Below are 24,398 nucleotides of genomic sequence, written 5' to 3' on the forward strand. Positions count from 1 at the left end.
GTAGCGACTTCGCCCGAGATTTTAGAGGATCCCAGCATGCGCGGTACGCGCGCCATTTCCGCGGTGCAAAAGCTCAAGGAGCGCACCGGCAATCCCCACTACGCGGCCATCGGCATGCCCGGCGGGCTTTTTCGTCTGGTCGACCGGGCCACCGGGATCGAGTTGCCGCTGTCGGAGCCGCTGCCGCTCGACGCCTTCGTCGCGTTCGTCGACGCCATGTCGCCCGCCAAGCCCAAGCGCGTCAGCAAGCTCGACGTGGCATTCGAGGCACAGATCAAGCGCAGCAAACGCTAAGCGCGGCGGCTGGGGCCGGTCCGCGCGGTTTGGTACAATCCCGAGGTTTCTTTCCGTCGTACCGAACCGCTACGTCCAAGTCCGCTAAGTCGCCATGAACATCGAGCAAGCCCGCTTCAACATGATCGAACAACAAATTCGCCCCTGGGACGTGCTGGACCAGGACGTGCTGAATCTGCTGTCGGTCGTCAAACGCGAAAACTTCGTCCCCGCCGCTTACCGCGAGATGGCCTTCGCCGATCTCGAAGTGCCGCTGCCCACGGGCGAGCACATGCTCTTCCCGCGCGTCGAAGCGCGCATCCTGCAAGAGCTGGCGGTGAAGAAGCACGAAAGCGTGCTCGAAATCGGTGCGGGCTCGGGCTATATGGCCGCCCTGCTGGCGCACCGCGCCCGTCACGTGCTGACGGTCGACATCAAGCCGGAATTGGCCGAACTCGCCAAGCGCAACCTCGCCGAGAACGGCGCGACGAACGCCGAAGTCGCACTGGGCGACGGCGCACGCGGCTGGCCCGCGGGTGCGCCGTACGATGTGATCTGCGTCTCGGGCGGCCTGCCCGTGCTGCCGCAGGAAATGCTCGAACAATTGAAGATCGGCGGCCGCCTGGCGGCATTCGTCGGGACGGCGCCCGTCATGAAGGCGCAAATCATCACGCGCATCGACGAAAAGCAATTCCGCGTGGCCGACGTCTTCGAAACCTTCATCGAACCGCTCGCGAACGCCGTCCAGCCGCCGCGCTTCAAGTTCTAAGGTTCCGAGCACCGCGCCATTCGTCGGCGCGGCCGTCTCCGGTCGCGCCGTCCTTAGCCGAACCGCCCTTTCGATCGATCGCCCATCATGCAAAATCTGACCGCGCCCGCACTTGCCGAATGGCTGGCCGATACCTCGCGTCCCGCCCCCGTCCTGCTCGACGTGCGCGAGCCGTGGGAACTCGCCACCGCCCATATCGCCGGCTCCGTGGACATCCCGATGCGCGATATCCCGGCGCGCAGCGAAGAACTCGACGACGAAGCGCAGATCGTCTGTATCTGCCATCACGGTGCGCGCAGCGCGAACGTCGCGATGTTTCTCGAAGGCCGAGGGTTCAAGCACATCTTCAATCTGCAGGGCGGGATCGACGCGTGGTCGCGTCAGGTCGATCCGAAGGTCCCGCTTTATTGAGCGTCGCATCGATTGTCGATCGCTGATTGCGAATCGCTGATCGCTGACCGTCGATTGCCGATCGCCGCCTGACGATCGAAGCGATACGCGACGAAGACTGCCGGCCCCTTATCGCGGGCCGGCATTTTTTTGGGGCGATGCAATCACCAATATCGCGCGTCGCGCTCGGGTTCGGCGCGCCGCGCACCATCGTGAGCCTCGCAGCTTATCTTTTCCGGCCGCGCCCCTGCCGATGAGCCGGCTCGCCGGCAGCCTCCGGCCTATCTCGCCCCAATTGGCATACCCCTTGCATAACACGCTGGTCCGCGCGTGAGCCCTCGACGCATCGATCGAACCACACCGCGCGCGGCGTATTTCAAATCGCTATTTCAGCACCGGCAAGGGGATGCCTCATGAAACGTCGTAGCTTGTTGAAGCTCGGTTCGCTCTCCGGCGCGCTTGCGCTCGCAGGGCAAGCGCCATTCGCTCGCGCGCAGTCGTCCAGCGGGCCGATCAAAGTCGGTATCTTGCATTCGCTCTCGGGCACGATGGCGATTTCGGAAACGTCGCTCAAAGATACGGCGCTCATGACGATCGCCGACATCAATAAAAACGGCGGCGTCATGGGCCGCCAGATTCAACCCGTCGTGGTCGACCCGGCCTCGAATTGGCCGCTCTTCGCCGAAAAGGCTCGACAACTGCTGACGCAAGATAAGGTGGCCTGCGTTTTCGGATGCTGGACTTCGGTCTCGCGCAAATCGGTCTTGCCCGTGTTCGAAGAGCTGAACGGCTTGCTCTATTACCCCGTTCAATACGAAGGCGAAGAAATGTCGCGCAACGTCTTCTACACGGGCGCGGCGCCCAATCAACAAGCCATTCCCGCCGTGGAGTACTTGATGAGCCCCGAAGGCGGCGGCGCCAAACGCTTCTTCCTGCTCGGCACCGATTACGTCTATCCGCGTACGACGAACAAGATCTTGCGCGCCTTCTTGCACTCGAAGGGCGTCAAGGATGCCGACATCCAAGAGGTCTACACGCCGTTCGGCCATAGCGACTATCAAACGATCGTCGCCAACATCAAAGCGTTTGCCCAAGGCGGCAAAACCACCGTCGTCTCCACGATCAACGGCGATTCGAACGTGCCGTTCTATAAAGAACTCGGCAACCAAGGCATCAAAGCGACGGATACGCCCGTCGTCGCCTTCTCCGTCGGCGAAGAGGAGTTGCGCGGCATCGACACGAAGCCGCTCGTCGGCCATCTCGCCGCGTGGAATTACTTCATGTCGGTCAAGGGCCCGGCCAATGCGAAATTCAAATCGCAGTGGGCCGAATGGGTCAAATCGCAGAATCTGCCCGGCGGCAGCAAACGCGTGACGAACGACCCCATGGAAGCGACGTTCGTCGGCATCCATATGTGGAAACAAGCCGTCGAAAAAGCGAAGAGCACCGAGGTCGATAAGGTGCGGGCCGCGATGATCGGGCAGACGGTGGCCGCGCCGTCCGGGTTCACGTTGGCGATGGACGGCAATCACCACCTGCATAAGCCCGTGATGATCGGCGAGATTCGCGGCGACGGCCAATTCAATATCGTGTGGAAGACGAAGACGGCCATTCGCGCGCAGCCGTGGAGCCCGTTCATCGCCGGCAACGAAGGCAAGCCCGATGTCGTCAGTTCGATCGGCGAGTTCCTGCGCCGGCGACGCGTCGCCTAAGCGGCCGATTCGTTCGGCCGTCCCCCTGCGCCTGCGCGGCCCAGCCGCCAGGCGCGGCGCGTTCGAGCGCGCCTCGCGGCCACCCTTCGTCGCTCCTTTCAGGCGTCTACCTATGAATCGATCTTTACGCCGATGCGCCCTCGCCATCGCCTTTGCCTGTTCGCTCGGGGTTTCGTCAGCCTTCGCGCTCACAGCCTCCGACGTGGCCCCGCTAGCAGGCGACGACTTCGACGCAAAGGCCGCGGCCATCGACGCGCTCGCCGCCCGGCATGACGCCGCCGCCCTTGCGTTGCTCGGCGCGCTGGCCGACGGCCGCGCATTGACGACCGACGCGGGCGCGGTGCTGATCGAGGACAACGCCGACGACACGCAAGCGCACGACGCACTCTCGGGCCGGCTCGTCGCCATCGGCGATGCACAGCCGGTCATGCTCAACAACTTGCTGCGCAACAAGGTGGCACACGCGCTGGCGGGCGTGCAATTGGCCTCGCCCGATCTCGCCGTGCGACGACAAGCCGCCGATGCGCTGCTCGCGAATCCCGATCCGTCGATGAAGCCCTTCATCGAAGCGGCGCGCGCCAAGGAAACCGATCCGGTGCTCAAGCGGCGTCTCGACGCGCTGTGGGCCACCACCGCGCTGACCGATAAAGACGCGGCGAAACGCTTGGAAGCCGTCGATCTCGTCGCGGCGCGCCGCGATCTCGATCTCTATCCTTTGCTGCGCCCGCTCGTCGCCCAACGGGCCGACGGCACCTTCGCCGAGCCGGATCCGCGCGTGCGCGCCGCCGCGCAGCGCGGGATCGACGCGCTCGATGCGATCCAGCGCAATAGCCGCATCGCCGGTACGCTGTTCGCCGGCATCTCGCTCGGTAGCGTGTTGCTGCTGGCAGCGCTGGGGCTCGCCATCACCTATGGCGTGATCGGCGTCATCAACATGGCGCACGGCGAGTTCTTGATGATCGGCGCCTACGCGACCTACGTCGTTCAGAACGCCTTTCGACATTACGCGCCAAGCCGCTTCGACTGGTATCCGCTCGCCGCGGTGCCGGCATCGTTCATCGCCGCGGCGCTGGTGGGCGTGGCGCTCGAGCGGCTGGTGCTCAAGCGCCTCTATGGGCGCCCGCTAGAGACGCTGCTCACGACGTTCGGCGCGAGCCTCGTCTTGATGCAAGCCACGCGGACGTTGTTCGGCGCGCAGAACGTCGAAGTCACGAACCCCAGTTGGATGACGGGCGGCATCGCCGTCATGCAGAACCTGATCCTGCCGTATAACCGGATCGCCATCCTCGCGTTTTCGCTGGCCGTCGTCGCCATCGCGTGGGCCGTGCTGACGCGCACGCGGCTCGGGCTATTCGTGCGCGCGGTCACGCAAAACCGCGGCATGGCCGCTTGCGTCGGCGTGAAAACAGCATTCGTCGACACGTACGCGTTCGCGTTCGGCGCGGGCATCGCCGGGCTCGGCGGTTGCGCGCTGTCGCAGATCGGCAACGTGGGCCCCGACCTCGGTCAAACCTATATCGTCGATTCGTTCATGGCCGTCGTGCTCGGCGGCGTCGGACAACTGGCCGGCACCGTGCTCGGCAGCTTCGGGCTCGGAATCGTGACGAAGGCGGTCGAACCGTTCTCGGGCGCCGTGCTCGCAAAAATCGCCGTCCTCGTCTTGATCGTCCTGTTCATCCAAAAGCGTCCGCAGGGCTTGTTCGCTCTGAAAGGACGTAGCGCATGAGGCCTACGATGCCTTCCCTTACTCCGTCCGTGGCGGCCACGCCCGTGTCGCGCACCGCCGAAGACATCGGGCGCGATCTCCCGCGCGAACCCGATCGCGCCGATGCCCTGCCTCCCGCCCTGCCCCGGCAAGCCACCGCCCCATGGCTTTCGTTGCCCGAGCGGCGTCCGTTGATGTCTCGCCCCGCGTGGACGGCACTCGTCGCGCTCGTGCTCGCCGTCGGCTGCGGCGCACCGATCGCGGCGCTCGTGCTGCCCGAATCGAGCGCGTTCCATCTGTCGGCCTACGCGTTGACGATCGGCGGCAAGTTCATGTGCTACGCGATCGCGGCGCTCGCGCTCGATCTCGTTTGGGGCTATTGCGGCATCCTGAGTTTGGGCCACGGCCTGTTCTTCGCACTCGGCGGGTATGCGATCGGGATGTACCTCATGCGCTCGATCGGTCACGACGGCGTCTACGGCAGCGATTTGCCGGACTTCATGGTGTTCCTCAATTGGCACGCTCTGCCTTGGTTCTGGCACGGCACCGAGCATCTTTGGTACGCGCTCGCGCTCGTGCTCGCCGTGCCCGCGCTGCTCGCCTGGACGTTCGGCTTTTTCGCGTTCCGCTCGCGCGTGCAGGGCGTCTATTTGTCGATCATCACGCAAGCGCTGACCTATGCGGCGATGCTGCTCTTTTACCGCAACGAAACGGGCTTCGGCGGCAATAACGGCTTTACCGATTTCAAGCGCATCGCGGGTTTTCCGATCACGCATCCCGACACGCGCGTCACGCTGTTCTTGCTGACGTTCGGCGCGCTCGTCCTCGCGTTCATCGGCGCGCGCGCAATCGTGACGTCGAAGCTGGGCCGCATCGTGACCGCCATGCGCGACAGCGAAACGCGATTGATGTTTCTCGGCTACAGCCCGCTCGCCTACAAGCTGTTCGTCTGGACCGTATCGGCGATGCTGTGCGCGATTGCGGGAGCCTTGTATGTGCCGCAGGTCGGCATCATCAATCCGAACGAGATGTCGCCGGCCAGCTCGATCGAAATGGCGATCTGGGTGGCGGTAGGCGGCCGGGGCACGCTACTCGGGCCCATAGCCGGCGCCTTCGCCGTCAACACGGCGCGTAGCGTCTTCACCGCGCATCTTCCCGAGTACTGGCTCTTTTTCCTCGGCGCGTTGTTCGTCGTCGTGCCGCTGGCGTTGCCGCGCGGGCTAGCCGGTTTGGCCGCCACGCTCTGGACGAGGAGCAAGCGCACATGACGATGAACGGCACACCTAACGAAAGGGCCACCGTCCACGCGCCACCCGCGGGCGACGCGCCGATGGCGCATCTCGTGACGCCGGGCGCCATCGACGTCACGCACGGCACGATCCTCTATCTGGAAGACGTGACGGTCAGCTTCGACGGATTCCGTGCGCTGAATAGCCTCTCGCTCACGCTCGATACAGGCGAGCTGCGGTGCGTGATCGGCCCGAACGGCGCGGGCAAGACAACGATGATGGATGTCATCACGGGCCGCACGCGCCCCGATCGCGGGCGCGTGTTTCTCGGCCAGACGCTCGATCTCGCGCGCATGGACGAGCCGTCGATCGCACGCGCCGGCATCGGCCGCAAATTCCAGAAGCCGACCGTGTTCGAGCAGCTTCCCGTTTGGGAAAACCTCGAACTCGCGATGAAAGCCGATAAGCGCTGGTACGCCACCTTGCGCGCACGGCTGACGGGCACGGCGCTCGCACGGATCGAAGAAACGCTCGCGACGATCGGGCTCGAACAGGAGGCGTGGCGGGCGGCCGGCGAACTGTCGCACGGACAAAAGCAGCGTCTCGAGATCGGCCTGTTGCTCATGCAGCAACCGGCGCTGCTCTTGCTCGACGAACCCGCCGCCGGCATGACCGACGACGAAACCATGGCGCTTGCGGCTCTGCTCGATCGCCTGCGCGGCACCTGCTCGATGATCGTCGTCGAACACGACATGGAGTTCGTTGCCGCGCTCGCCGGCGCGCACGGACGCGTGACCGTGATGGCGGAGGGCCGCGTGCTTGCACAAGGCACGCTCGATGAGGTCAAGCGCGACGAGGCCGTCATCGAATCGTATCTCGGCCGCTAGATCGATCGCCGCCGCAACAAGCTCATACGCTTACACCACCCGTACCCCGCAAGGACCGCATCGATGCTCGACGTGACCGGACTCAATCAGTTCTATGGCGGCAGCCACATCTTGCGCGACGTCACGATGCACGTGCCGCAGGGTTCGCTAACCGTCTTGCTCGGCCGCAACGGTGTCGGCAAAACGACGTTGATGCGCTGCCTCATGGGCGTCGTGCGCGCCAGGAGCGGCACGATCGCTTGGCGCGGGCAGCCGCTCGATGCACTCGCGCCGCCGGCGCGTGTGGCACGCGGCATCGCCTATGTGCCGCAAGGACGGGAGATCTTCGCGCGATTGACCGTCGAGGAAAACCTGCTCGTCGGCGCGGCCAGCAAGCGCGGCGTCTCGCACGTGCCGGAGCGCATCTATACGCTATTTCCCGTGCTCGAGCAGATGCGTAAGCGGCGCGGCGGCGATTTGTCCGGCGGCCAACAGCAGCAGCTCGCCATCGGTCGCGCCTTGATGAGCGAGCCGAGCTTGTTGATTCTCGACGAACCGACCGAAGGGATTCAACCGTCCATCATTCAAGAGATCGGCAGGACGCTGCGCAAGCTCGTCGACGAAACGGGGATGACCGTGCTGCTCGTCGAGCAGTACTACGACTTCGCCAAAGCGCTCGCCGATCACTACTGGGTCATGCGGCGCGGCGAGATCGTCGCGAACGGCCCCGGCAGCGCGATGGATGCACACGGTATCCGCGAGATGATCGCCGTCTGAGAGGGCCGGTGCTATGCTCGATCCCATTCTCACGCGCGCGTCCTGCGCACCCGACGCATTTCATGTCTGCTTACGTATCCGACGCTCACCCTTTCACGACGACGGCCTCGCACGATCCCGAGCGTGGCCGCGGCCAGCCCCAGGGCTGGCAAGCGAGCCTCGCCTTGGGCTTCGCCAAGCACGGTGCACGCACTACGCTGACGCATCGCCTGCACAAAGGGCCGCTGCGCGTGCAAAAGCCGCTCTATCCCGAGGGCGACGCGATTTGCCACGCGGTAATCGTCCATCCGCCAGGCGGGATTGCCGGTGGCGACGCCTTGACGCTGGACGTGTCGCTCGGCGCAAGCACGCATGCGGTGCTGACCACCCCCGGCGCGGCGAAGTGGTACAAGTCGAACGGCCGCCTCGCTCGTCAGCGGATCGATATCGCGCTCGGGCCCGGGGCGAAGCTCGATTGGCTGCCGCAAAACAACATCGTGTTCGATTCCGCGCGCATTGCGCTGGACTTTACGTTGACGCTGGCCGAAGGCGCGACGGCTCTCGGCTGGGATGCGACGCAACTGGGCCGCATCGCCGCGGGCGAGCAATGGCGGGCCGGCGCGCAGTCGAGCACGGCGCGCATCGTGGGCGCCTCGGGCAACCTGCTTTGGTTCGAGCATGCGGAATTGACGGCCGACGATGCGCTGCGTCTCGCGCGCCAGGGGCTCGGCGGGTATCCCGCTTACGGGACGCTCTGGGCGGTCGGTCCCGCGTGCGACGACGCGCTGGCCGAAATGCTGACGCAAAGCTTGCCGTTCGACGACGCCCAGCGCGCGGGCGCTTCTTGCGTGACGCCGGGTGTGCTCGTCGTCCGCGCATTGGCGCACTCGATGGAAGCGCTGCAACACACGCTAATGCAGTGTTGGTCGATGCTGCGCCCGCTGGTGCATGGGGTGGACGCTCGCGCGCTGCGCCTGTGGAGCACTTAAGTGCATCTAAGCGAATCGCGTACGGGTCTCGCGTTTTTTGCACCGCGGCATCCCACCGGGAAGTCAGGGCCTCGGTCCGGTTCGATCGACGACAAAGACACCCCCGCGAGCGGCATGCCGGTGCTACGATAACCGCGCACTTTGTCGCGCCCCGTCCGGCCTGCCGACGAATCGACGCTGGGTTGGTCGCCGTCCCGAGCATCGCCGCCTTATTTTTTATCGACACAACGTTTGAGCGCCGCGCGCCATGAAACTGACGCCCCGAGAAAAAGACAAGCTGTTGGTGTTTACCGCCGCCCTGCTTGCCGAACGACGCCGCGCACGCGGCTTGAAGCTGAACCATCCCGAAGCGGTCGCCTTCATTTCCGCGGCCTTGATGGAGGCCGCGCGCGACGGCAAAACCGTTGCCGAAGTCATGCATTACGGCACGACGCTGCTCACGCGCGACGACGTCATGGAAGGCGTGCCCGAGATGATCCCCGAGATTCAAATCGAGGCGACGTTTCCCGACGGCACCAAGCTCGTCACGGTCCACCATCCGATTCCCTAAAGGGACGCGCATTATGATTCCCGGCGAAATCCTGCTTGACGACGGCGACATCGAACTGAACGCCGGCCGCGAGACCCGCACGCTCACCGTCGCCAATACCGGCGACCGCCCCGTGCAGATCGGTTCCCACTATCACTTTTACGAAGCCAACACGGCGCTCGCGTTCGATCGCGAACAGGCCCGGGGCTTTCGGCTGAACATCGCCGCCGGCACCGCCGTGCGCTTCGAACCCGGGCAATCGCGCACGGTCGAACTCGTGGCACTAGCCGGCGCACGCATCGTCTACGGCTTCAACGGCAAGGTCATGGGACCGCTGTGACTTTTTCGTCGGCGCTCATCGTTAATATTTAGGATTCCCAATCGTCATGACAGTACGTATCAGCCGCCGCGCCTACGCGGAAATGTTCGGACCGACGACGGGCGACCGCATTCGGCTCGCCGATACCGACCTCACGATCGAGGTCGAACGCGACTACACCGTGTACGGCGAGGAAGTGAAGTTCGGCGGCGGCAAGGTGATCCGCGACGGCATGGGGCAATCGCAGCGCAACGCGCACGAGGTGGCCGATACCGTCGTGACGAACGCGGTGATTCTCGATCACTGGGGCATCGTCAAAGCCGACATCGCGATCAAGAACGGGCGCATCGCGGCGATCGGCAAGGCCGGCAACCCCGATCTCCAGCCGGGCGTGACGATCGCGATCGGCGCGGCCACCGAGATCATCGCCGGCGAGGGGCTGATCGTGACGGCCGGCGGCATCGATACGCACATCCATTTCATCTGTCCGCAGCAGATCGAAGAGGCGCTCGCGTCGGGCGTCACGACGATGCTCGGCGGCGGCACGGGCCCGGCAACGGGCACCAACGCTACGACGTGTACGCCCGGGCCCTGGCATCTCGAGCGGATGCTGCAGGCCGCCGACGGCTGGCCGATGAATCTCGGCTTCCTCGGCAAAGGCAACACGAGTTTGCCCGAGCCGCTCACAGAGCAAATCGCCGCCGGCGCCATCGGCCTGAAGCTGCACGAGGACTGGGGCTCGACGCCGGCTGCGATCGACAACTGTCTGAGCGTAGCCGATGCCACCGACACGCAGGTGGCGATTCATACCGATACGCTCAACGAAGCGGGCTTCGTCGAAGCGACCGTCGCCGCTTTCAAAGGGCGCACGATTCATACGTATCACACGGAAGGCGCCGGCGGCGGCCACGCGCCCGACATCATCAAGGTCTGCGGCGAGGCGAACGTGCTGCCCTCGTCGACGAATCCGACCCGCCCGTACACCATCAATACGCTCGACGAGCATCTGGACATGCTGATGGTGTGCCATCACCTCGACGCGTCGATCGCCGAGGATCTGGCTTTTGCCGAATCGCGCATTCGCCGCGAGACGATCGCAGCCGAAGACATCCTGCACGATCTCGGCGCGCTCTCGATGCTCTCGTCCGATTCCCAGGCCATGGGGCGCGTGGGCGAAGTCGTCATTCGCACGTGGCAAACCGCGCACAAGATGAAAGCGCAGCGCGGTCCGTTACCGCAAGACAGCGGCCGCAACGATAATTTTCGGGCGAAGCGCTACGTGGCGAAGTACACGATCAATCCGGCGCTCACGCATGGCATCGCGCATGAGGTCGGTTCGATCGAAGCCGGAAAATGGGCCGATCTGGTGTTCTGGGAGCCGGCGTTTTTCGGCGTGAAGCCCACGCTCATTCTGAAGGGCGGCATGATCGCCCTAGCGCAAATGGGCGATCCCAATGCGTCGATTCCCACGCCCCAGCCCGTGCATTATCGCGAGATGTTCGCCACGCGCGGCGCTGCGCTTGCGCAGACTTCGCTGACGTTCGTGTCGCAGATGGCTTTGGATGCGGGGATCGCCGAACGCTATGGGCTGCAAAAGCGCGTGGTGCCCGTGCGCGGATGCCGTACCGTATCGAAGGCCGATATGGTGCACAACGCGTGGCAACCTTCGATCAGCGTCGACCCGGAAACGTACGAGGTCGTGGCCGACGGCCAATTGCTGACTTGCGAACCGGCGACGGTGTTGCCGATGGCGCAGCGGTATTTCTTGTTTTAAGAGGACATTCATTTCCGATGCGAACCATCGATAAACGCGTTGCCCCTCCAGCGAAACTCGCGGCCTCGCTCGTCGCGCGCGCGCCTACGCTCACGCTCGCCTATGGCGCGCGATGCAAGAGCCGGTTCGCCGCCGCGCTCGATACGGGCGAGGAAGTCGGGCTCGTGATGCCGCGCGGAACGATCCTCGCGGACGGCGATGTGCTCGTTGCCGACGACGGTGCGCTCGTGCGCGTGATTGCTGCTGCCGAATCGGTGCTTGTCGTGCGTGCGCGAAACGCGCTCACGCTAACACGCGCGGCCTATCACTTAGGCAATCGACATACGCCCGTGGAAATCGGCATCGATTACTTGAAGCTCGAGGCGGACTCGGTGCTCGAGGAGATGCTCATGCGCCTGGGTGCGCAAGTGGAGCGGGCAACGCTGCCGTTTCACCCGGAGGCAGGCGCCTACGGTGGCGGCCACCGTCACGGCCACGACGAAACCTTCGCCGAGGATTACGCGCTCGCGCAGCAGGTCTTCGAGCAGCGTCATGGGCATGCGCACGATGACGGACACGGCCATGAGCATGAGCATGAGCATCACCACGCTCATGACCACGGCCACGGCCATGACCACGCCCACGAGCACGGACACGGCCACGATCGCAGCCACGAAGGCTGCGACAGTTGCGGGCACGACCACCCTCATCGGCACTGACATCATGCGCATTGCCGAACTGACGGCCCTGTTGCATCTCGCCTCGCCGGCTTTACCGATCGGCGCATTCAGCTATTCGCAGGGGCTCGAAGCGGCCGTCGAAGCGCACTGGATCGGCGATGGGGACACCGCGCGCACCTGGATCGAACAGGGGTTGCTGCACGTTCTCGCACGTGGCGAATTGCCGTTCATCGCGCATCAACTCGCGCGCTGGGAGCAACACGATGCCGATGCGCTCGCCGCGGCCGACGCGCAATTCTTGGCGAGTCGCGAGGCGGCCGAGTTGCGGCGCGAAACCGAACAGATGGGGTGGTCGCTCAAGCAGCTTGCGCTGTCGCTCGAATGGGGCGATACGGCGCGGCGCGCGACGCTCGGCGCGATGACGCCGCTCTCGCAGCCTACGGCATTCGCCTTCGCGGCATGGGCGCACGACGTGACGGCGGACGCCGCACTCGCGGCCTACGCCTTCGCCTGGGCCGAAAACCAAGTGGCCGCGGCCATCAAAGCCGTGCCGCTCGGCCAACTCGCGGGGCAGCGCATTTTGGTGGCTGCGCGCGCGGTTATCGGGCAGGCCGTCGACTGTGCGCTGGCCACGCCGCCCGAGCGAATCAATACCTTCTCGCCCATGCTGGGCGTACTGTCGGCACGGCACGAGGCGCAGTATTCGCGCCTGTTCCGTTCGTAACTCGAATCTGTAAGGAAATCGATCGATGAGAACCAAGAAGCTGCCGCCGCTGCGCGTGGGCGTGGGCGGCCCTGTGGGCTCGGGCAAAACGACGCTGCTCGAGATGCTGTGCAAGGCGATGCGCGATCGCTACGATCTCGTCGCGATCACGAACGACATCTATACGAAGGAAGACCAGCGGCTGCTGACCGTTGCAGGCGCCCTCGCCCCCGAGCGAATCATGGGCGTCGAAACGGGCGGCTGCCCGCATACGGCGATACGCGAAGACGCTTCGATCAACCTCGAAGCCGTCGACCGGATGCTGAAACGGTTTCCCGATGCCGATATCGTCTTCATCGAGTCGGGCGGCGATAACCTCGCCGCAACGTTTAGCCCCGAGTTGTCCGATTTGACAATCTACGTCATCGATGTGGCAGGCGGGGAGAAGATTCCGCGTAAAGGCGGGCCGGGGATTACGAAGTCGGATTTGCTTGTCATCAACAAGACCGATCTCGCGCCTCATGTCGGCGCGAATCTCGACATCATGGCCGCCGACGCGAAAACGATGCGCGGCGAGCGGCCGTTCGTCATGTGCAATCTGAAGACGCAAAGCGGGCTGGCGGATGTGGTTGCGTTCATCGAGCGCAAGGGGTTGTTCGCCGGGTAGCGCGGGGAATGGCCCCTCGCTGTCCCATTCCGGCGTGTAATGCTAGACTCATGCGCATATCAACAGTGCCATCCGTCGCCACGGCGGTAGGCCGCGCAAGACCTCGCATATCGACCATGAGCCATTCGCAGGAACGCATCGCAGTCCTTATACATATCGTCGGATTCAATAAGGGCGGCATCGAATCGGCGCTCATGCAGTGGCTGCGGATCTTCGACCGTCACCGCTTCGACGTCACGCTTTCGGTGATGTTTTCGTCGCCGTCATTCGAGCAGCAGTTTCGCGCGCGCGTACCGGCCGACGTCAAAATCGAAGTACTGGCCGATCGCAGGTGGCTGACCCGGCTCGAAGCGCGCCGCTACGCCGGCCGCCTGGGCAAGCTTGGGCGCGTCTGCCGCGACGTATTCAATACCGCGGCGGTCCACCCCTATGTGCGCAGGCGTCTTGCGGCCCTCGCACGCCAGCACGACGTGCTGATCGACTTCGACATGTCGCTACGCCGATGGATGAGCGGTTTCGACATTGCTTCGGTGGCGGTCAGCCATTTCAGCTTCAACGCCCGCTTCGGCCATCGCCCGCGCAAAGTGCGCCGCTTGTCGCGCCAATTGCGCGATTACGACCGCGTGATCGCGCTGAACCAGCAAATGGCCGATGAAGCGCCCCTGCTATTCGGCAACGATCTGCCGTCCCCGTTTCTGCTGCCGAATGCGATCGATGTCGATGCGATCCGCGCGCGTGCGAATGAACCCGCCGCCCCGCGCAGCCCCGTGGCGGCTCCCTATATCGTCTCGGTAGCGCGTCTCGACGAACTGCAGAAGGATCATCGGACGTTACTCCACGCGTACGCCCGCCTGCTGCAAGAGACGCCCATCGCCGAACACCTCGTCATTGTCGGCGACGGCGCCTTCCGGCAAGCACTCGAAGCGTGCGCGGCATCGCTCGGTATCGCCGAGCGCACGCATTTTATCGGGCACGTCGACAACCCTCATGCGCTGATCGCCGGCGCCAGCTTGTTCATCCTCAGTTCTCGCAACGAGGGCCAACCGATGGGACTGCTCGAAGCGCTCGCGCACGGCAGGCCGACCGTTTCGACGGACTGCCCGACCGGCCCGCGGGACATTCTGGACCACGGGCGCGCGGGCATGCTCGTCCCCATCGGCGACACACAGACGATGGCGGACGCCATGGGACGGATTCTCACCAGCGAGCCACTGCGTGAAGAGATGAGCGCCACGGCGCGTGCTCGGGCGCAAGACTATGGCATCGACGCGAGCAAGGAGCGGCTGGCGGTTTGTCTGGGCAACGTGTTGAAGGCTCGCCACCATCCGAAAGCGGCTTTGGCGCTCGAACCTATTCCCACTTGAGCATCGGCGGCCTTGTCAGCCGGCTAAGCCTCCGGCTGCGGCAGCAACGCTTCGGGCACCGTCACCGTTCGCCCCGTCGCCCCGCGATGACGTGCCGCAAACGCCGATGCCGTCGCGCCCATCGCCACCCCACACCGGGCGCCGCTCGACCCGAGCAGCCACTTCGTCGAAACGCTGCGCATGGCGCGGCACGAGAATCAGCAATGCATCCAGTCGCGGTCATCAAATCGATCCGGCGCGCCAACGCGCCATTGCTATAATGCGCGGCTTATAAAATTTAAAAGAGCAGTACGAGAGCGCATTTTCCGAAGATTATGGCCGAATCGAAAGGATCAACTTTTATGCAAAACGCAAGAAAACGCGAGAGAAATCGCTGAGGCGGCCGCCAAACATCGCGATGCGTTCGTATAGCAGAATAGTCAGGCTGCCAAACGTTCGCTGACAGGTCACACTACAGATATTCCATCATCGATCGCGCGCCATTGGCGCCGCGGATCTTTGCACCGTCATTATTTGGCGGAAAGGACTGTTTTGTCATACGTCGACCAAATACGCAGCGTCGCCGAAATTACGAGTGCTTTCGGGAAGCGTCCCGTCCGCACGAACTGGGGGCATGACCGCCAGCGAGAATTCGACTACCTGCTCGCGCTGCTGTACGCCGATATCCACGAAGGACTGATGACGGGCGTGATCGGTCGACTCGTCTATGTTTCCGCGTACCGCGATCTGTTGCCGTCGCGATTCCTTGGGCTTCCCGTCGGGATCGAAATGTATGCTGCCGCCACGCGTCGGTTTCGGACGATCAACGGCATCGTCGCTCAAGTGCGCATCGGTGCATCCGATGGCGAATTGACCTGCTACGAGTTCACGATCGTCGATGCCATTGCGTTACTACGCGGGAAATTCAATTCGCGTATTTTCAAGAGTCAAAGCCTGCCCGACATCGTTCACACGCTATTTTCCGGATATAGCCGAACGCCGGCTTTTTCCCGCGCCGTCGATATCGATTTGTCGATGTTGGACAGCGATCGGTATCCCGAACGAGCGTTTGTGCGGCAAGCGGACGAATCGGACGGCAAGTTCATCGAGCGGCTCGCCCGCCGCGATGGGATCGCGTATTTCGCGCGCGCGGGCGACCGCGACGGCAAAACGGGCAAGGACAGCTCGACGCCCATGCATACGATCGCCATGTTCGACGATCCGATGCGCCTGCCGCACACTCCCGCCGGAGCGTTGCGCTTTCGCCGCTCCACCGGCACCGATACCACCGAAGGAATCGTGTCGATCGAGCGGATGCAGACGATCACGCCGGGCAAGACGAGCATTCGGTCGCCCGACTACAAGACCGCCGACGTGGACGGCGCCGGCTATAAAAGCCAGGTGGATCATGGCGAGTTCGGCAATGGCCTCGCCGCGCTGCTCGCCGACTATCGCATCGACGCCCCCCATGCAGGGGATTCGGAGAGCGATCTGAACCGGCTTGCACAGGCCCGAATGCTGTCGCACGACCACCGCGCTCAGCGCGTCGATTTCACGGGCAACGTGATCGATATCGGGATCGCCGAATGGTTCGAGTTGCAGGGGTATGCCCCGCTGGCACTGACGCCGGAAGAGGAACGCAGGTTCGTCACCATCGAGCTTCACCGTCGGCTGTGGAACAACTTGCCCAAGATGCTCGACGAACAGGCACAGCGGGTGTTTGCCGCGAGCCGTGCCCGTTTTGCCGGCCCGATCGAGAACGCGGCCTTCGGCACGGATTACGCGCCCTTGAGCGGCGAACGCTATGAGATCGCGTTTTCTTGCGTGCCGCGAGGCGTGCCGCTCACACCCGCCTACGATCCTCGCATCGATCTTCCACCGACTCCGCCGATTCTCGGGCGTGTCGTCGCATCGGAAGGCATGCCGCTGACGACCGACGAATACGGTCGCGCATGGGTGCAGTTGCTAGGACTGAACCCGAGAGATCACGAGGACGGCGCCGGCACGAGCGGCACGCCGGCCGATAGCGCCCCGCTACTTGCGCTCAATCCGCGGGCGGGCGAACGGTATGGCTTCTCGTTCCCGTTACGTCCCGGAATGCTTGTCGTGTTGGACAGTTTGGGAGGCGACCCCAACCGCCTATTCATCAAGGGCACGCTCAACGATGCGGCCCACATGCCGACGGCGTTCTCGCGCGCGACGCAGTTGCCCGGCAATCCATACATGCTCGGATTTCGCAGTCGAGAAATCAATGGCGGCCGAGGCAACCAGGTGGTCTTTTCCGACTGGCCAGGGCAAATCAATGCGCAAGTAGCAAGCGACGAGGGCTACTCCCAACTGAACCTCGGTCACATCGCCCATCCGAGCGCGAGCGGCCGAGGCAAGTCGCGCGGGTACGGGGCAGAGCTGCGCACCGATGCGGCGCTCGTGGCTCGTGCCGCGCAGGGTTTGATGCTGACGACCTACGCGCGCACGGCCGCAAGCGGCGGCTTGCTCGACCGGAATGAAATGCTCGAACTGCTGGACCAGTTCGGCGAACTGTTCGCGGCAATGGGCGATTACGCTCATCAGCACGGCTTAGAAGGACCGGACAAGACGGGGCTCGACCGGCTCGGGCAAAAACTGAAGCAGTGGCGTTCTGAACCGGGGGCAAATGACGGCGACATGATGGCATTCGCCGCGCGCGGCGGTGCCGGTCACTTCACGCCGAAGACGTATGGCGTGTTCGCGGGCGAGAACGTCGACCATGCGGCGGCCAAGCATATCCAAATGACGGCCGGCGCTCGCCTGCACGCGTCGGCGCGTGAACGGATGGAGTTCAACGCGGGTGCGGGACTGAAGGCGACCGCTGCGCATGGCCCGATGCAATTGGAAGCGCACGACGATTCGATCCGACTGGCTGCGCAGAAGGCCGTGGAAATGGAGTCGATGACGGACGTTATCCGGCTCTCGGCAAACAAGGCCATCGAACTGCAATGCGGCGGGGCCGTCATCCGCATCGCGGACGGCAACATCGAGATTCACGCACCGGGCGGCGTCACGTACAAGGGCAGTTCCCACAGCTTCCACGGGCCGGCCAGTAGCCCGACCCAACTCGCGCCCTTCAAGCCGTCGCATCAAGCGCAGTACGTCCTGCGGGATCAGAGCGACGGCACGCCATTGCCGCGGCATCCTTACTCGCTCAAAACGCCGGGCGGTCGAACATTGCGAAGCGTCACGAGTGAGCGGGGCGAAACGACACCCGTTTTCACGCAAGATGAACAGGATGTCCCGCTGCACGCCGTAAAGCAGAAACCTGTACAGACCGAGTCGTGGCAATTCGCCGGACTGGACAGGACGGGCATCGCAAAAGACTACGTTGATTCTTGAGAGGGTCCGATAGATGGCAAGCACGATGGTGCAAGTGGCGACCACTTGCACAACGGTTGACGAACAAAAGACCTACGCGGAACTCCCGCCTGGCACGAAGGGCTACTTGCAGGAAAAGATCGAATACGCGCTGAAGGCACCGGACTTCGTCAATATCCGATTGCCAGATGGATCGAATACGATTGCGCTGCTCAAGCAGCTCGTCATGACCGAGGCGATTCGAGCTGACGAGGCCCTCGGAAAATTTCGTTGGCAGTACAAGGCGGAAGTCAGCTTTGATATGTATCCAGAATTCATTACACAAGGGCGCATAGCTCCGATCCCCTTCCTTAGCGATGAGGCCATGGAGCCACCAGGGGGGCGTCGGCATAGCTTAAATCCGTTCCCACCTGGTATGCGGGCGGGTTATCTTCGGCGTCCCGATGTCATCATCGTGACGAATCCGGAGAACAGGTGGCCGGGCCGCGGCGATGTCGATCACCAGGGTAACCGACACACGGGAAACTCGCTGCGCCTTGTCGAAGTCAAGTTCCCTGGCGATAAGTGGGGAGATCGCCAAGAGCAAGCCTATCGGAAGATCGCGGCGAAACCCGGTGAGTACATGCACCGCATGACTGTGATAGACGTTAGCGACTGCAATGGTGAACTAGAAAAGGTACGCGAGCGAGTGCTGGGGATGTCGCCCGAAGAACGCGAGAATGAACGAAAGCAGCGGCTTCGGGCACCGATTCGCAGTGTCAACCCGATTCCCGAACCGGCCTGGTATGAGGCATGGGTTAGCCACGCGCGACAACTGGAACAGGACGCAGAGGGTGCAGTTGCGTCTGTCTGGGATATGCTGAACGACGGCATCAGCCTCGTCTCCGCCGAGGCGCATGCGTGGCTGCAACAGCATGCCTCGTGGGTCATGACGACGGGTAAATGGGTGACCGATACCGCCTCGGCAACGTGGACGTGGGTCGATGAGAAGGGACACGAAGTCTATCGCTATACAGCAGCGCAACTGAGGGCCGGCTGGGACGCCATCGTTCGTGAGACGGATCTGACGTGGGATGCGCTCAAGCAAGTCGACTGGACACAGGTCGGCACCTCTATTATCAACGGGCTCGTAGTTATGGTCGTGACTGTCGCGGGAGTGGTCGTCGCGTTCGTACTAGCCGAAGCGCTGGTGGCCATCCTGTTGGCGCTGGCAGCAATAATCGCGACGGCGTCGGCGGCTACTCTGTCCGCACTGGCGGTGATACTCGGCGTTTCGGCCACGGCCGGTCTCGCGACTGCTTCGTAACCATCATTCGATTCATGACGGAAGGAACCCAACAGAATGAGCGACGTTGAGAACAAGCGTTCGGTCGTGCTCGAACCGTTTGCGGCGCATGCGCGCTACTTCGAAGATTTGAGCGTGCGCATGCCGGACAACAGCTTTGCCGTGAGGCCAGGCGTCATCGGCACTATATATTTCGCCGGCGGTTCGAAACCCGACGGGCGACGTGGACTGCTGGCCTGTTTCGACCGCTTTGACGAGCTGTTCGGCGAGCACCTGATCAGCGGCAAGGATGAGGACTTGGCTACGTTCGGCAAGAAGACCACCAAGGGCGTTGAGAAGATCCGCAAGACGATCAGCGAAACGCCCGAGTTCATGGATGTCAGTGTGATGCGTTCGAGTGCGCCCAATCCGACGACGGCGCCGGAATACCAGATTCGGACGCTCACAGGGCGAGCCAACCCAGAGGACTACGAAGCGCCAACCGGCTATAAGGTACCGAAGGGCGAAGAAATGGAACTGTCGTATCTGAAATTCAGCGTCCCGATGGAGTTGGTTACGCGCTCTGAAGGGCTCGAACAGTACGAGAGCTTCCTACGGTATGTATGCGAGCAATTGGATGTGCGGGGAGGCTACGGCGGGCTGTCAGCAGTGACGGCCTATAACTATCACAACTGGCAGGCACAGGAATGGGCGATTGCCGAACGCTTTAGCGGTATCGAAATCGACTGCTGTGCTCATCTCGGCAGCGAGGAATACGACCCAGTCTCGTACGAAGGCGAGGAAGGGGAAAATACAATGCCAACCGCGATGTATCGGTATTTGAAACCGTACACAAAGGTTCATCGCTGGGGCTTCATCAAGGGTGTGAACTGGTACACGTTGCTCGGCGATGTTTTCGTCGAGCGGCTCGGCGGAGATGCGGCATTGCGCAAGGCCCTGGATCGCGACGATATCGGCGTCGAACGCATCAACCACTGCGTGCTGGTGCGCGCCGGTCCCTTCCCTCGCCTGGGCGCGCCAGAGGAAGGTTTGCCCGAGCCCTACATATTCGTCAACAAAGTCTTGCGCGTGCTGCGCAATCCCAAGCCGGACGGTTTGCACTTCTACGATCCGCACTTGCCGAATGCGAACAGCAAGCATGCCCGCTCCTGGCAAGCACGCTTCGACTTGCCGAATGCGCCGCCGATCCCCGAGCCGCCGAAGATCGTGCCGCCTCGCCCTGGAAAAATGCGCAACAGCGTACGCGGCGGCAGTCCTTGCCCGGAAGCCGGCTGGTGGTACACGCACGCGATGCAAAACAGCCGGCGATATTTCAAGCAGGGAGAAATCATGCCCGTCGTCGAAGGCAGTTCATGGGGCTGGACGTATTGGATCTGGGAGCACAGCCAAGACAGCAGCAGTTGATGTCGAAAGGGTTACGCGCAAGGCACGTCGCCCCGCGATCGGTGAGAGGCCCGTGCGACGACGGTTTGCAGCGTATTTAGCGGGGCATCGGACGCTAGAGCATCATTTGCTTGAAATCGCATGACGGTATTTGCGCGGTCATGGAAGAGTCGGAGGAGGCGCCGGGACAGTCTCACCCCGTTTCCGCCAGGCACGCACCGCGGATAGCAAATCAACTGGGCGCAGCTCGGCACGTCATTGATCAAAGGCCTCGTGGTCGTGGTGGTGACTGTGGGTGGCGCCGTCGTCGCGTTTGTGCTCATCGAAGCGTTGGTCGCCGTCCTGTTGGCGCTCGCGGCCATTATCGCAACGGCGTCGGCCGCTACGCTGAGCGCACTGGCCGTAGCACTCGGCGTTTCGGCCACGGCCAGTCTCGCAACGGCGTCGTAAAGAACATTCCGATATCTGAAGGAACCAAACAGAATGAGCGACGTTGATCAGAAGCGTTCGATCGTACTTGAGCCGTTCGCGGCCCATGCACGCTACTTTGAAGATTTGAGCGTCCGCATGCCGGACAACAGCTTCGCGGTAAGGCCCGGCGTCATCGGAACCGTTTATTTCGCCGGAGGTTCGAAGCCCGATGGACGACGCGGCCTGCTCGCTTGCTTTGATCGATTCGCCGAGATGTTCGGAGAACACCTGATCAGCGGCAAAGACGAGGACTTGGCCAAGTTCAGTAAGAAGACCGCCAAAGGCGTCGAGAAAATCCGCAAGGCGATTAGCGACACACCGGAATCCATGCAGGTCAGCGTGATGCGTTCGAGCGCGCCCAATCCGACGACTGCACCGGAGTACCACATCGAAACGCTCACAGGCCGCGCCTGCCCGGAGGACTATGAATCGGCGGCAGGGTATAAGGTACCTAAGGGCCAAGAGCTGGACATCTCGTACATGAAATTCAGTGTGCCGATGGAGCTGATCACGCACCCCGAAGGCCAGGAAAAGTACGAGCAGTTTCTACGGTTTGTCTGCGAGCAGCTTAACGTGCTCGGCGGCTACGGTGGCTTGTCCGCGGTGACTGCGTACAACTACCATAACTGGCAGGCGCAGGAATGGGCGATCGCGGAACGCTTCAGCGGGATCGAAATCGACTGCTGCGCTCACCTGGGAAAGGATGAATACGACCCCGTCTCCTATGAGACCAACGAAAACGATCAAGTGACCGCAATGTATCGCCCGCTACGTCCCGGCACAAAGGTTCATCGCTGGGGATTCATCAAAGGCGTGAACTGGTACACGTTGCTCGGCGATGTTTTCGTCGAGCGCCTGGGCGGTGACGCAGCACTACGCAAGGCCCTGGATCGCGAGGATATCGGCGTCGAGCGCATCAACCACTGCGTGCTGGTACGCGCCGGTCCCTTCCCTCGCCTGGGTGCGCCGGAGGAAGGCTTGCCCGAACCCTACGTATTCGTCAACAAGGTTCTACGCGTGCTGCGCAACCCGAAGCCGGACGGTTTGCACTTTTACGATCCGCACTTGCCGAATGCCGACAGCAAGCACGCACGTTCGTGGGAAGCTCGTTTCGATTTGCCCAATGCACCGCCGATCCCCGAACCGCCCAAAGTGGTACCGCCTAACCTCGGCAAGCTTCGCCAGAGCGTACGCGGCGGCAGTCCCTGTCCAGAAGCCGGCTGGTGGCATACGCACGCGATGCAAAATAGTCGACGCTATTTCAAGCTGGGCGAAATCATGCCGATTGTCGAAGGCAGTTCATGGGGCTGGACGTATTGGATCTGGGAGCACAGCCAGGACAGCAGCGCGTAATATCGAGCGACACCGTTGGCCGTTGCGCTCACGGGCCGACGCGCCGATGTCTCGCGAACAACCGGACCAGCTCGAAGCGCTCGCGCGACTAAGCTTGAAATTCGCTCGGCCGCGCACCGACCGCTTCACCGAATTGATAGCGACAGTGCCGGTCATGCCCCCACGTCGTGCCGTCGGCAACGAAAGTGGCTGCATCCGCGCCGGTAACCTCTCCGGCGCGGAAATAAATCTTCGTCCCCTCACGGGCGTAGTCGGAGTAGGAGTCGCTATAGGAATCCGTCAGCACTTCAAACGTGTTCGGACTGGCGCTCGGGATCCGCTTTTCGCAGTAATAAACGTGATTTCCATCGGTCCAAAAATACGAACCGATGAATCGGACAGCATCGGGCGTCAATTCCGGAATGAGTTCGCCATTGAGCCACACATGCGTCTCATCCCCGCTCAGCGTGGCGTTCGGCAGGGCACGTACGATCCGGAAATTCGCGGGCTCGGCGTCCTGCAACATGTGCAGGTCGGGGCGCGGACGATGGCCGTCGTCGGTCGCGTCGCGAAGATGGTAGACGCGGCGATGGTCCGCATAAAGATCGTGATTGAGACAGTGCAGCGATGCGATGTCCACTTCGCGCCGGATTTCGTATCCGTTGCGGAAAACCCGTCCGTTGTTACAAGTCAGGCCGCCCACATACGTCGTCATCCCTGGAAGCGCGCCTTCCAGACGGATCAAGCCCCGGCTCGTCTGGACATAAACCGACTGGCCGTCTTCGAACAAGCTGCCTTTCACATGGCCAAACGATGCGCCCTCTACCCGGGTAGGGCGCACATATTCGAACGAGTACCGCTTCTCCCATGTCGGGACGCCGCCATGCGATCGAATGACCGGCAAGACGCTTTCGACGTTCGCCTGGACATTGCCGCCGTTGGGGTAGTCCACGTTGCCGGGAATACTCCCACCATTGGGATAGTCGATGTTTGCGCACGCCCATACCGTATCTCCGCAGCGCAGCAGCGGCTCGCCATCCAAGCCGAAGGGCCGCCATCCCTGCAAGGACATCCCCGGTTCAACCGACTGTAAGGGCACCGCGTCCCCCATCGGGGTGCGATACCAGATCTGGCGCGCATCAGCGTAAAACGCGGCGCCCAAGGCATTAGGCGGCGTGGCTCGGCGAAACGTTTTGGGGTCTGCGTTTTGCAGCGGCTCGCCGCCGGTCCCGCCAAACACGCCCTCCCCATCGGTCCAGAAACAATCGTCATAGCGGTAGGGATCTTGCCGGCTTGCGCGCAGCGCCCCCAGCGCGACCTGCTTCTTCAAGGCACGCGCCAAGGGCGGGAAAAGTCCCTCGATGAGATGGTCTGGATCGCCAAGATTCTCTTGCGAGATCCACTCATCGAACCATGCGGGAAGTACCGAGGCATCCGCTCGACCGGACTGAATTCGCGACGCCTTCTTACTGATCTCGACGCGCAGCAGGTCCCCCCCGGCGTCGAACAGGCGGATGAACGACGGCGTCTTTGCCGTATAGATTTCCGCAACGGCACGCAGCAACGCGCACAGAACCATCGCGGATTCTATGACACCCGGTTCGTCGCCATACTGAAAACACGTCGCGAATCGGAGCACACGGGCTTGCTCGTCGTAACTGCAATGAAGGTAGCCGTCACGTGTCCCAAAGCTGTTGACGCAGTGAGCGACCAGTGCGTCGGCGACACTGCGTTCGGCGGGTACTGCTACGTTGAAAATCCCGGAGTCGCCGCGAAACAATGCGTCCGGCCAATCATCGAAGGACGCGGCAGACCGTGGCGCAGCATTCAGCCATCGACGCAGGGTCGATGCGCCGATTTCAACTTCAGCCAGTAGAAAAAGAGGTTCAGCCATTG

General features: G+C 62.8%; 23 protein-coding genes. 21 read left to right on the top strand and 2 right to left on the bottom strand.

Features of this window, described 5'->3' with window-relative positions; all coding sequences use genetic code 11:
- Positions 1 to 36 precede the first annotated feature (36 nt).
- The 16 genes from ACTHN9_RS29165 (at position 37) to ACTHN9_RS29240 (ending at position 14,704) form a co-directional block, all read left to right on the top strand.
- Positions 37 to 294, top strand: coding sequence for a hypothetical protein (locus tag ACTHN9_RS29165; RefSeq protein ID WP_440540305.1), 258 nt, complete (start codon positions 37 to 39; stop codon positions 292 to 294).
- A gap of 94 nt (positions 295 to 388) precedes the next feature.
- Positions 389 to 1,042, top strand: a complete 654-nt coding sequence (locus ACTHN9_RS29170) for a protein-L-isoaspartate O-methyltransferase family protein (RefSeq protein WP_440540306.1) — start codon at positions 389 to 391, stop codon at positions 1,040 to 1,042.
- An 87-nt stretch (positions 1,043 to 1,129) separates the two neighbouring features.
- The gene (locus ACTHN9_RS29175) at positions 1,130 to 1,453 is read left to right on the top strand and encodes a rhodanese-like domain-containing protein (protein ID WP_440540307.1); all 324 of its coding nucleotides are present in this window, start codon (positions 1,130 to 1,132) and stop codon (positions 1,451 to 1,453) included.
- 392 nt (positions 1,454 to 1,845) lie between these two features.
- Positions 1,846 to 3,144 carry an urea ABC transporter substrate-binding protein gene (urtA, locus tag ACTHN9_RS29180; protein WP_440540308.1) on the top strand — a complete coding sequence of 433 codons (1,299 nt, stop codon included), beginning with the start codon at positions 1,846 to 1,848 and terminating at the stop codon, positions 3,142 to 3,144.
- A 112-nt stretch (positions 3,145 to 3,256) separates the two neighbouring features.
- Positions 3,257 to 4,870 (top strand): urea ABC transporter permease subunit UrtB, encoded by a 1,614-nt coding sequence (gene urtB, locus ACTHN9_RS29185; protein WP_440540309.1) that lies wholly within the window; start codon positions 3,257 to 3,259, stop codon positions 4,868 to 4,870.
- A complete protein-coding gene (gene urtC / locus ACTHN9_RS29190; protein ID WP_440540310.1) occupies positions 4,867 to 6,117 on the top strand; it encodes an urea ABC transporter permease subunit UrtC in 1,251 nt (416 codons plus the stop codon). The genes urtB and urtC overlap by 4 nt, the downstream gene beginning before the upstream one ends.
- Positions 6,118 to 6,179: 62 nt before the next feature.
- Complete coding sequence (gene urtD / locus ACTHN9_RS29195; RefSeq protein ID WP_440540384.1) at positions 6,180 to 6,965, top strand: urea ABC transporter ATP-binding protein UrtD; 786 nt, start codon at positions 6,180 to 6,182, stop codon at positions 6,963 to 6,965.
- A gap of 63 nt (positions 6,966 to 7,028) precedes the next feature.
- Positions 7,029 to 7,721, top strand: a complete 693-nt coding sequence (gene urtE, locus ACTHN9_RS29200; RefSeq protein WP_440540311.1) for an urea ABC transporter ATP-binding subunit UrtE — start codon at positions 7,029 to 7,031, stop codon at positions 7,719 to 7,721.
- Between the two features lie 62 nt (positions 7,722 to 7,783).
- The gene (locus tag ACTHN9_RS29205; protein ID WP_440540312.1) at positions 7,784 to 8,689 is read left to right on the top strand and encodes an urease accessory protein UreD; all 906 of its coding nucleotides are present in this window, start codon (positions 7,784 to 7,786) and stop codon (positions 8,687 to 8,689) included.
- Positions 8,690 to 8,936: 247 nt separating this feature from the next.
- A complete protein-coding gene (locus ACTHN9_RS29210; RefSeq protein ID WP_102648250.1) occupies positions 8,937 to 9,239 on the top strand; it encodes an urease subunit gamma in 303 nt (100 codons plus the stop codon).
- A 13-nt stretch (positions 9,240 to 9,252) separates the two neighbouring features.
- Positions 9,253 to 9,558, top strand: a complete 306-nt coding sequence (locus tag ACTHN9_RS29215) for an urease subunit beta (RefSeq protein ID WP_440540313.1) — start codon at positions 9,253 to 9,255, stop codon at positions 9,556 to 9,558.
- Between the two features lie 46 nt (positions 9,559 to 9,604).
- The gene (gene ureC / locus ACTHN9_RS29220) at positions 9,605 to 11,311 is read left to right on the top strand and encodes an urease subunit alpha (protein WP_440540314.1); all 1,707 of its coding nucleotides are present in this window, start codon (positions 9,605 to 9,607) and stop codon (positions 11,309 to 11,311) included.
- 17 nt (positions 11,312 to 11,328) lie between these two features.
- Positions 11,329 to 12,009: an urease accessory protein UreE gene (ureE, locus tag ACTHN9_RS29225; RefSeq protein WP_440540315.1), complete on the top strand. Its 681-nt coding sequence runs from the start codon at positions 11,329 to 11,331 to the stop codon at positions 12,007 to 12,009.
- Between the two features lie 4 nt (positions 12,010 to 12,013).
- Positions 12,014 to 12,694, top strand: coding sequence for an urease accessory protein UreF (locus tag ACTHN9_RS29230; protein WP_440540385.1), 681 nt, complete (start codon positions 12,014 to 12,016; stop codon positions 12,692 to 12,694).
- A 25-nt stretch (positions 12,695 to 12,719) separates the two neighbouring features.
- The gene (ureG, locus tag ACTHN9_RS29235; protein ID WP_440540316.1) at positions 12,720 to 13,340 is read left to right on the top strand and encodes an urease accessory protein UreG; all 621 of its coding nucleotides are present in this window, start codon (positions 12,720 to 12,722) and stop codon (positions 13,338 to 13,340) included.
- A 116-nt stretch (positions 13,341 to 13,456) separates the two neighbouring features.
- The gene (locus ACTHN9_RS29240; RefSeq protein WP_440540317.1) at positions 13,457 to 14,704 is read left to right on the top strand and encodes a glycosyltransferase; all 1,248 of its coding nucleotides are present in this window, start codon (positions 13,457 to 13,459) and stop codon (positions 14,702 to 14,704) included.
- A gap of 23 nt (positions 14,705 to 14,727) precedes the next feature.
- Here ACTHN9_RS29240 and ACTHN9_RS29245 read toward each other — a convergent pair whose 3' ends face one another.
- Positions 14,728 to 14,886 (bottom strand): hypothetical protein, encoded by a 159-nt coding sequence (locus ACTHN9_RS29245; protein WP_440540318.1) that lies wholly within the window; start codon positions 14,884 to 14,886, stop codon positions 14,728 to 14,730.
- A 349-nt stretch (positions 14,887 to 15,235) separates the two neighbouring features.
- Between ACTHN9_RS29245 and ACTHN9_RS29250 the strand changes: the two genes are divergently transcribed.
- The 5 genes from ACTHN9_RS29250 to ACTHN9_RS29270 all read left to right on the top strand — a co-directional run bounded on the left by ACTHN9_RS29250 (position 15,236) and on the right by ACTHN9_RS29270 (position 22,523).
- Positions 15,236 to 18,052 carry a type VI secretion system Vgr family protein gene (locus ACTHN9_RS29250; RefSeq protein ID WP_440540319.1) on the top strand — a complete coding sequence of 939 codons (2,817 nt, stop codon included), beginning with the start codon at positions 15,236 to 15,238 and terminating at the stop codon, positions 18,050 to 18,052.
- A gap of 13 nt (positions 18,053 to 18,065) precedes the next feature.
- Positions 18,066 to 19,337 (top strand): VRR-NUC domain-containing protein, encoded by a 1,272-nt coding sequence (locus tag ACTHN9_RS29255; RefSeq protein WP_440540320.1) that lies wholly within the window; start codon positions 18,066 to 18,068, stop codon positions 19,335 to 19,337.
- Positions 19,338 to 19,373: 36 nt separating this feature from the next.
- Entirely contained in the window at positions 19,374 to 20,720 is a 1,347-nt protein-coding gene (locus ACTHN9_RS29260; RefSeq protein ID WP_440540321.1) for a type VI immunity family protein, read from the top strand.
- A gap of 237 nt (positions 20,721 to 20,957) precedes the next feature.
- Positions 20,958 to 21,149, top strand: coding sequence for a hypothetical protein (locus ACTHN9_RS29265; protein WP_440540322.1), 192 nt, complete (start codon positions 20,958 to 20,960; stop codon positions 21,147 to 21,149).
- Positions 21,150 to 21,182: 33 nt separating this feature from the next.
- Positions 21,183 to 22,523: a type VI immunity family protein gene (locus ACTHN9_RS29270; protein ID WP_440540323.1), complete on the top strand. Its 1,341-nt coding sequence runs from the start codon at positions 21,183 to 21,185 to the stop codon at positions 22,521 to 22,523.
- An 88-nt stretch (positions 22,524 to 22,611) separates the two neighbouring features.
- Here ACTHN9_RS29270 and ACTHN9_RS29275 read toward each other — a convergent pair whose 3' ends face one another.
- Positions 22,612 to 24,396, bottom strand: coding sequence for a DKNYY domain-containing protein (locus ACTHN9_RS29275; RefSeq protein WP_440540324.1), 1,785 nt, complete (start codon positions 24,394 to 24,396; stop codon positions 22,612 to 22,614).
- Positions 24,397 to 24,398 lie beyond the last annotated feature (2 nt).

The organism is Trinickia sp. (assembly GCF_051953405.1).
In the GTDB taxonomy this organism is placed as follows: Bacteria; Pseudomonadota; Gammaproteobacteria; order Burkholderiales; family Burkholderiaceae; genus Trinickia.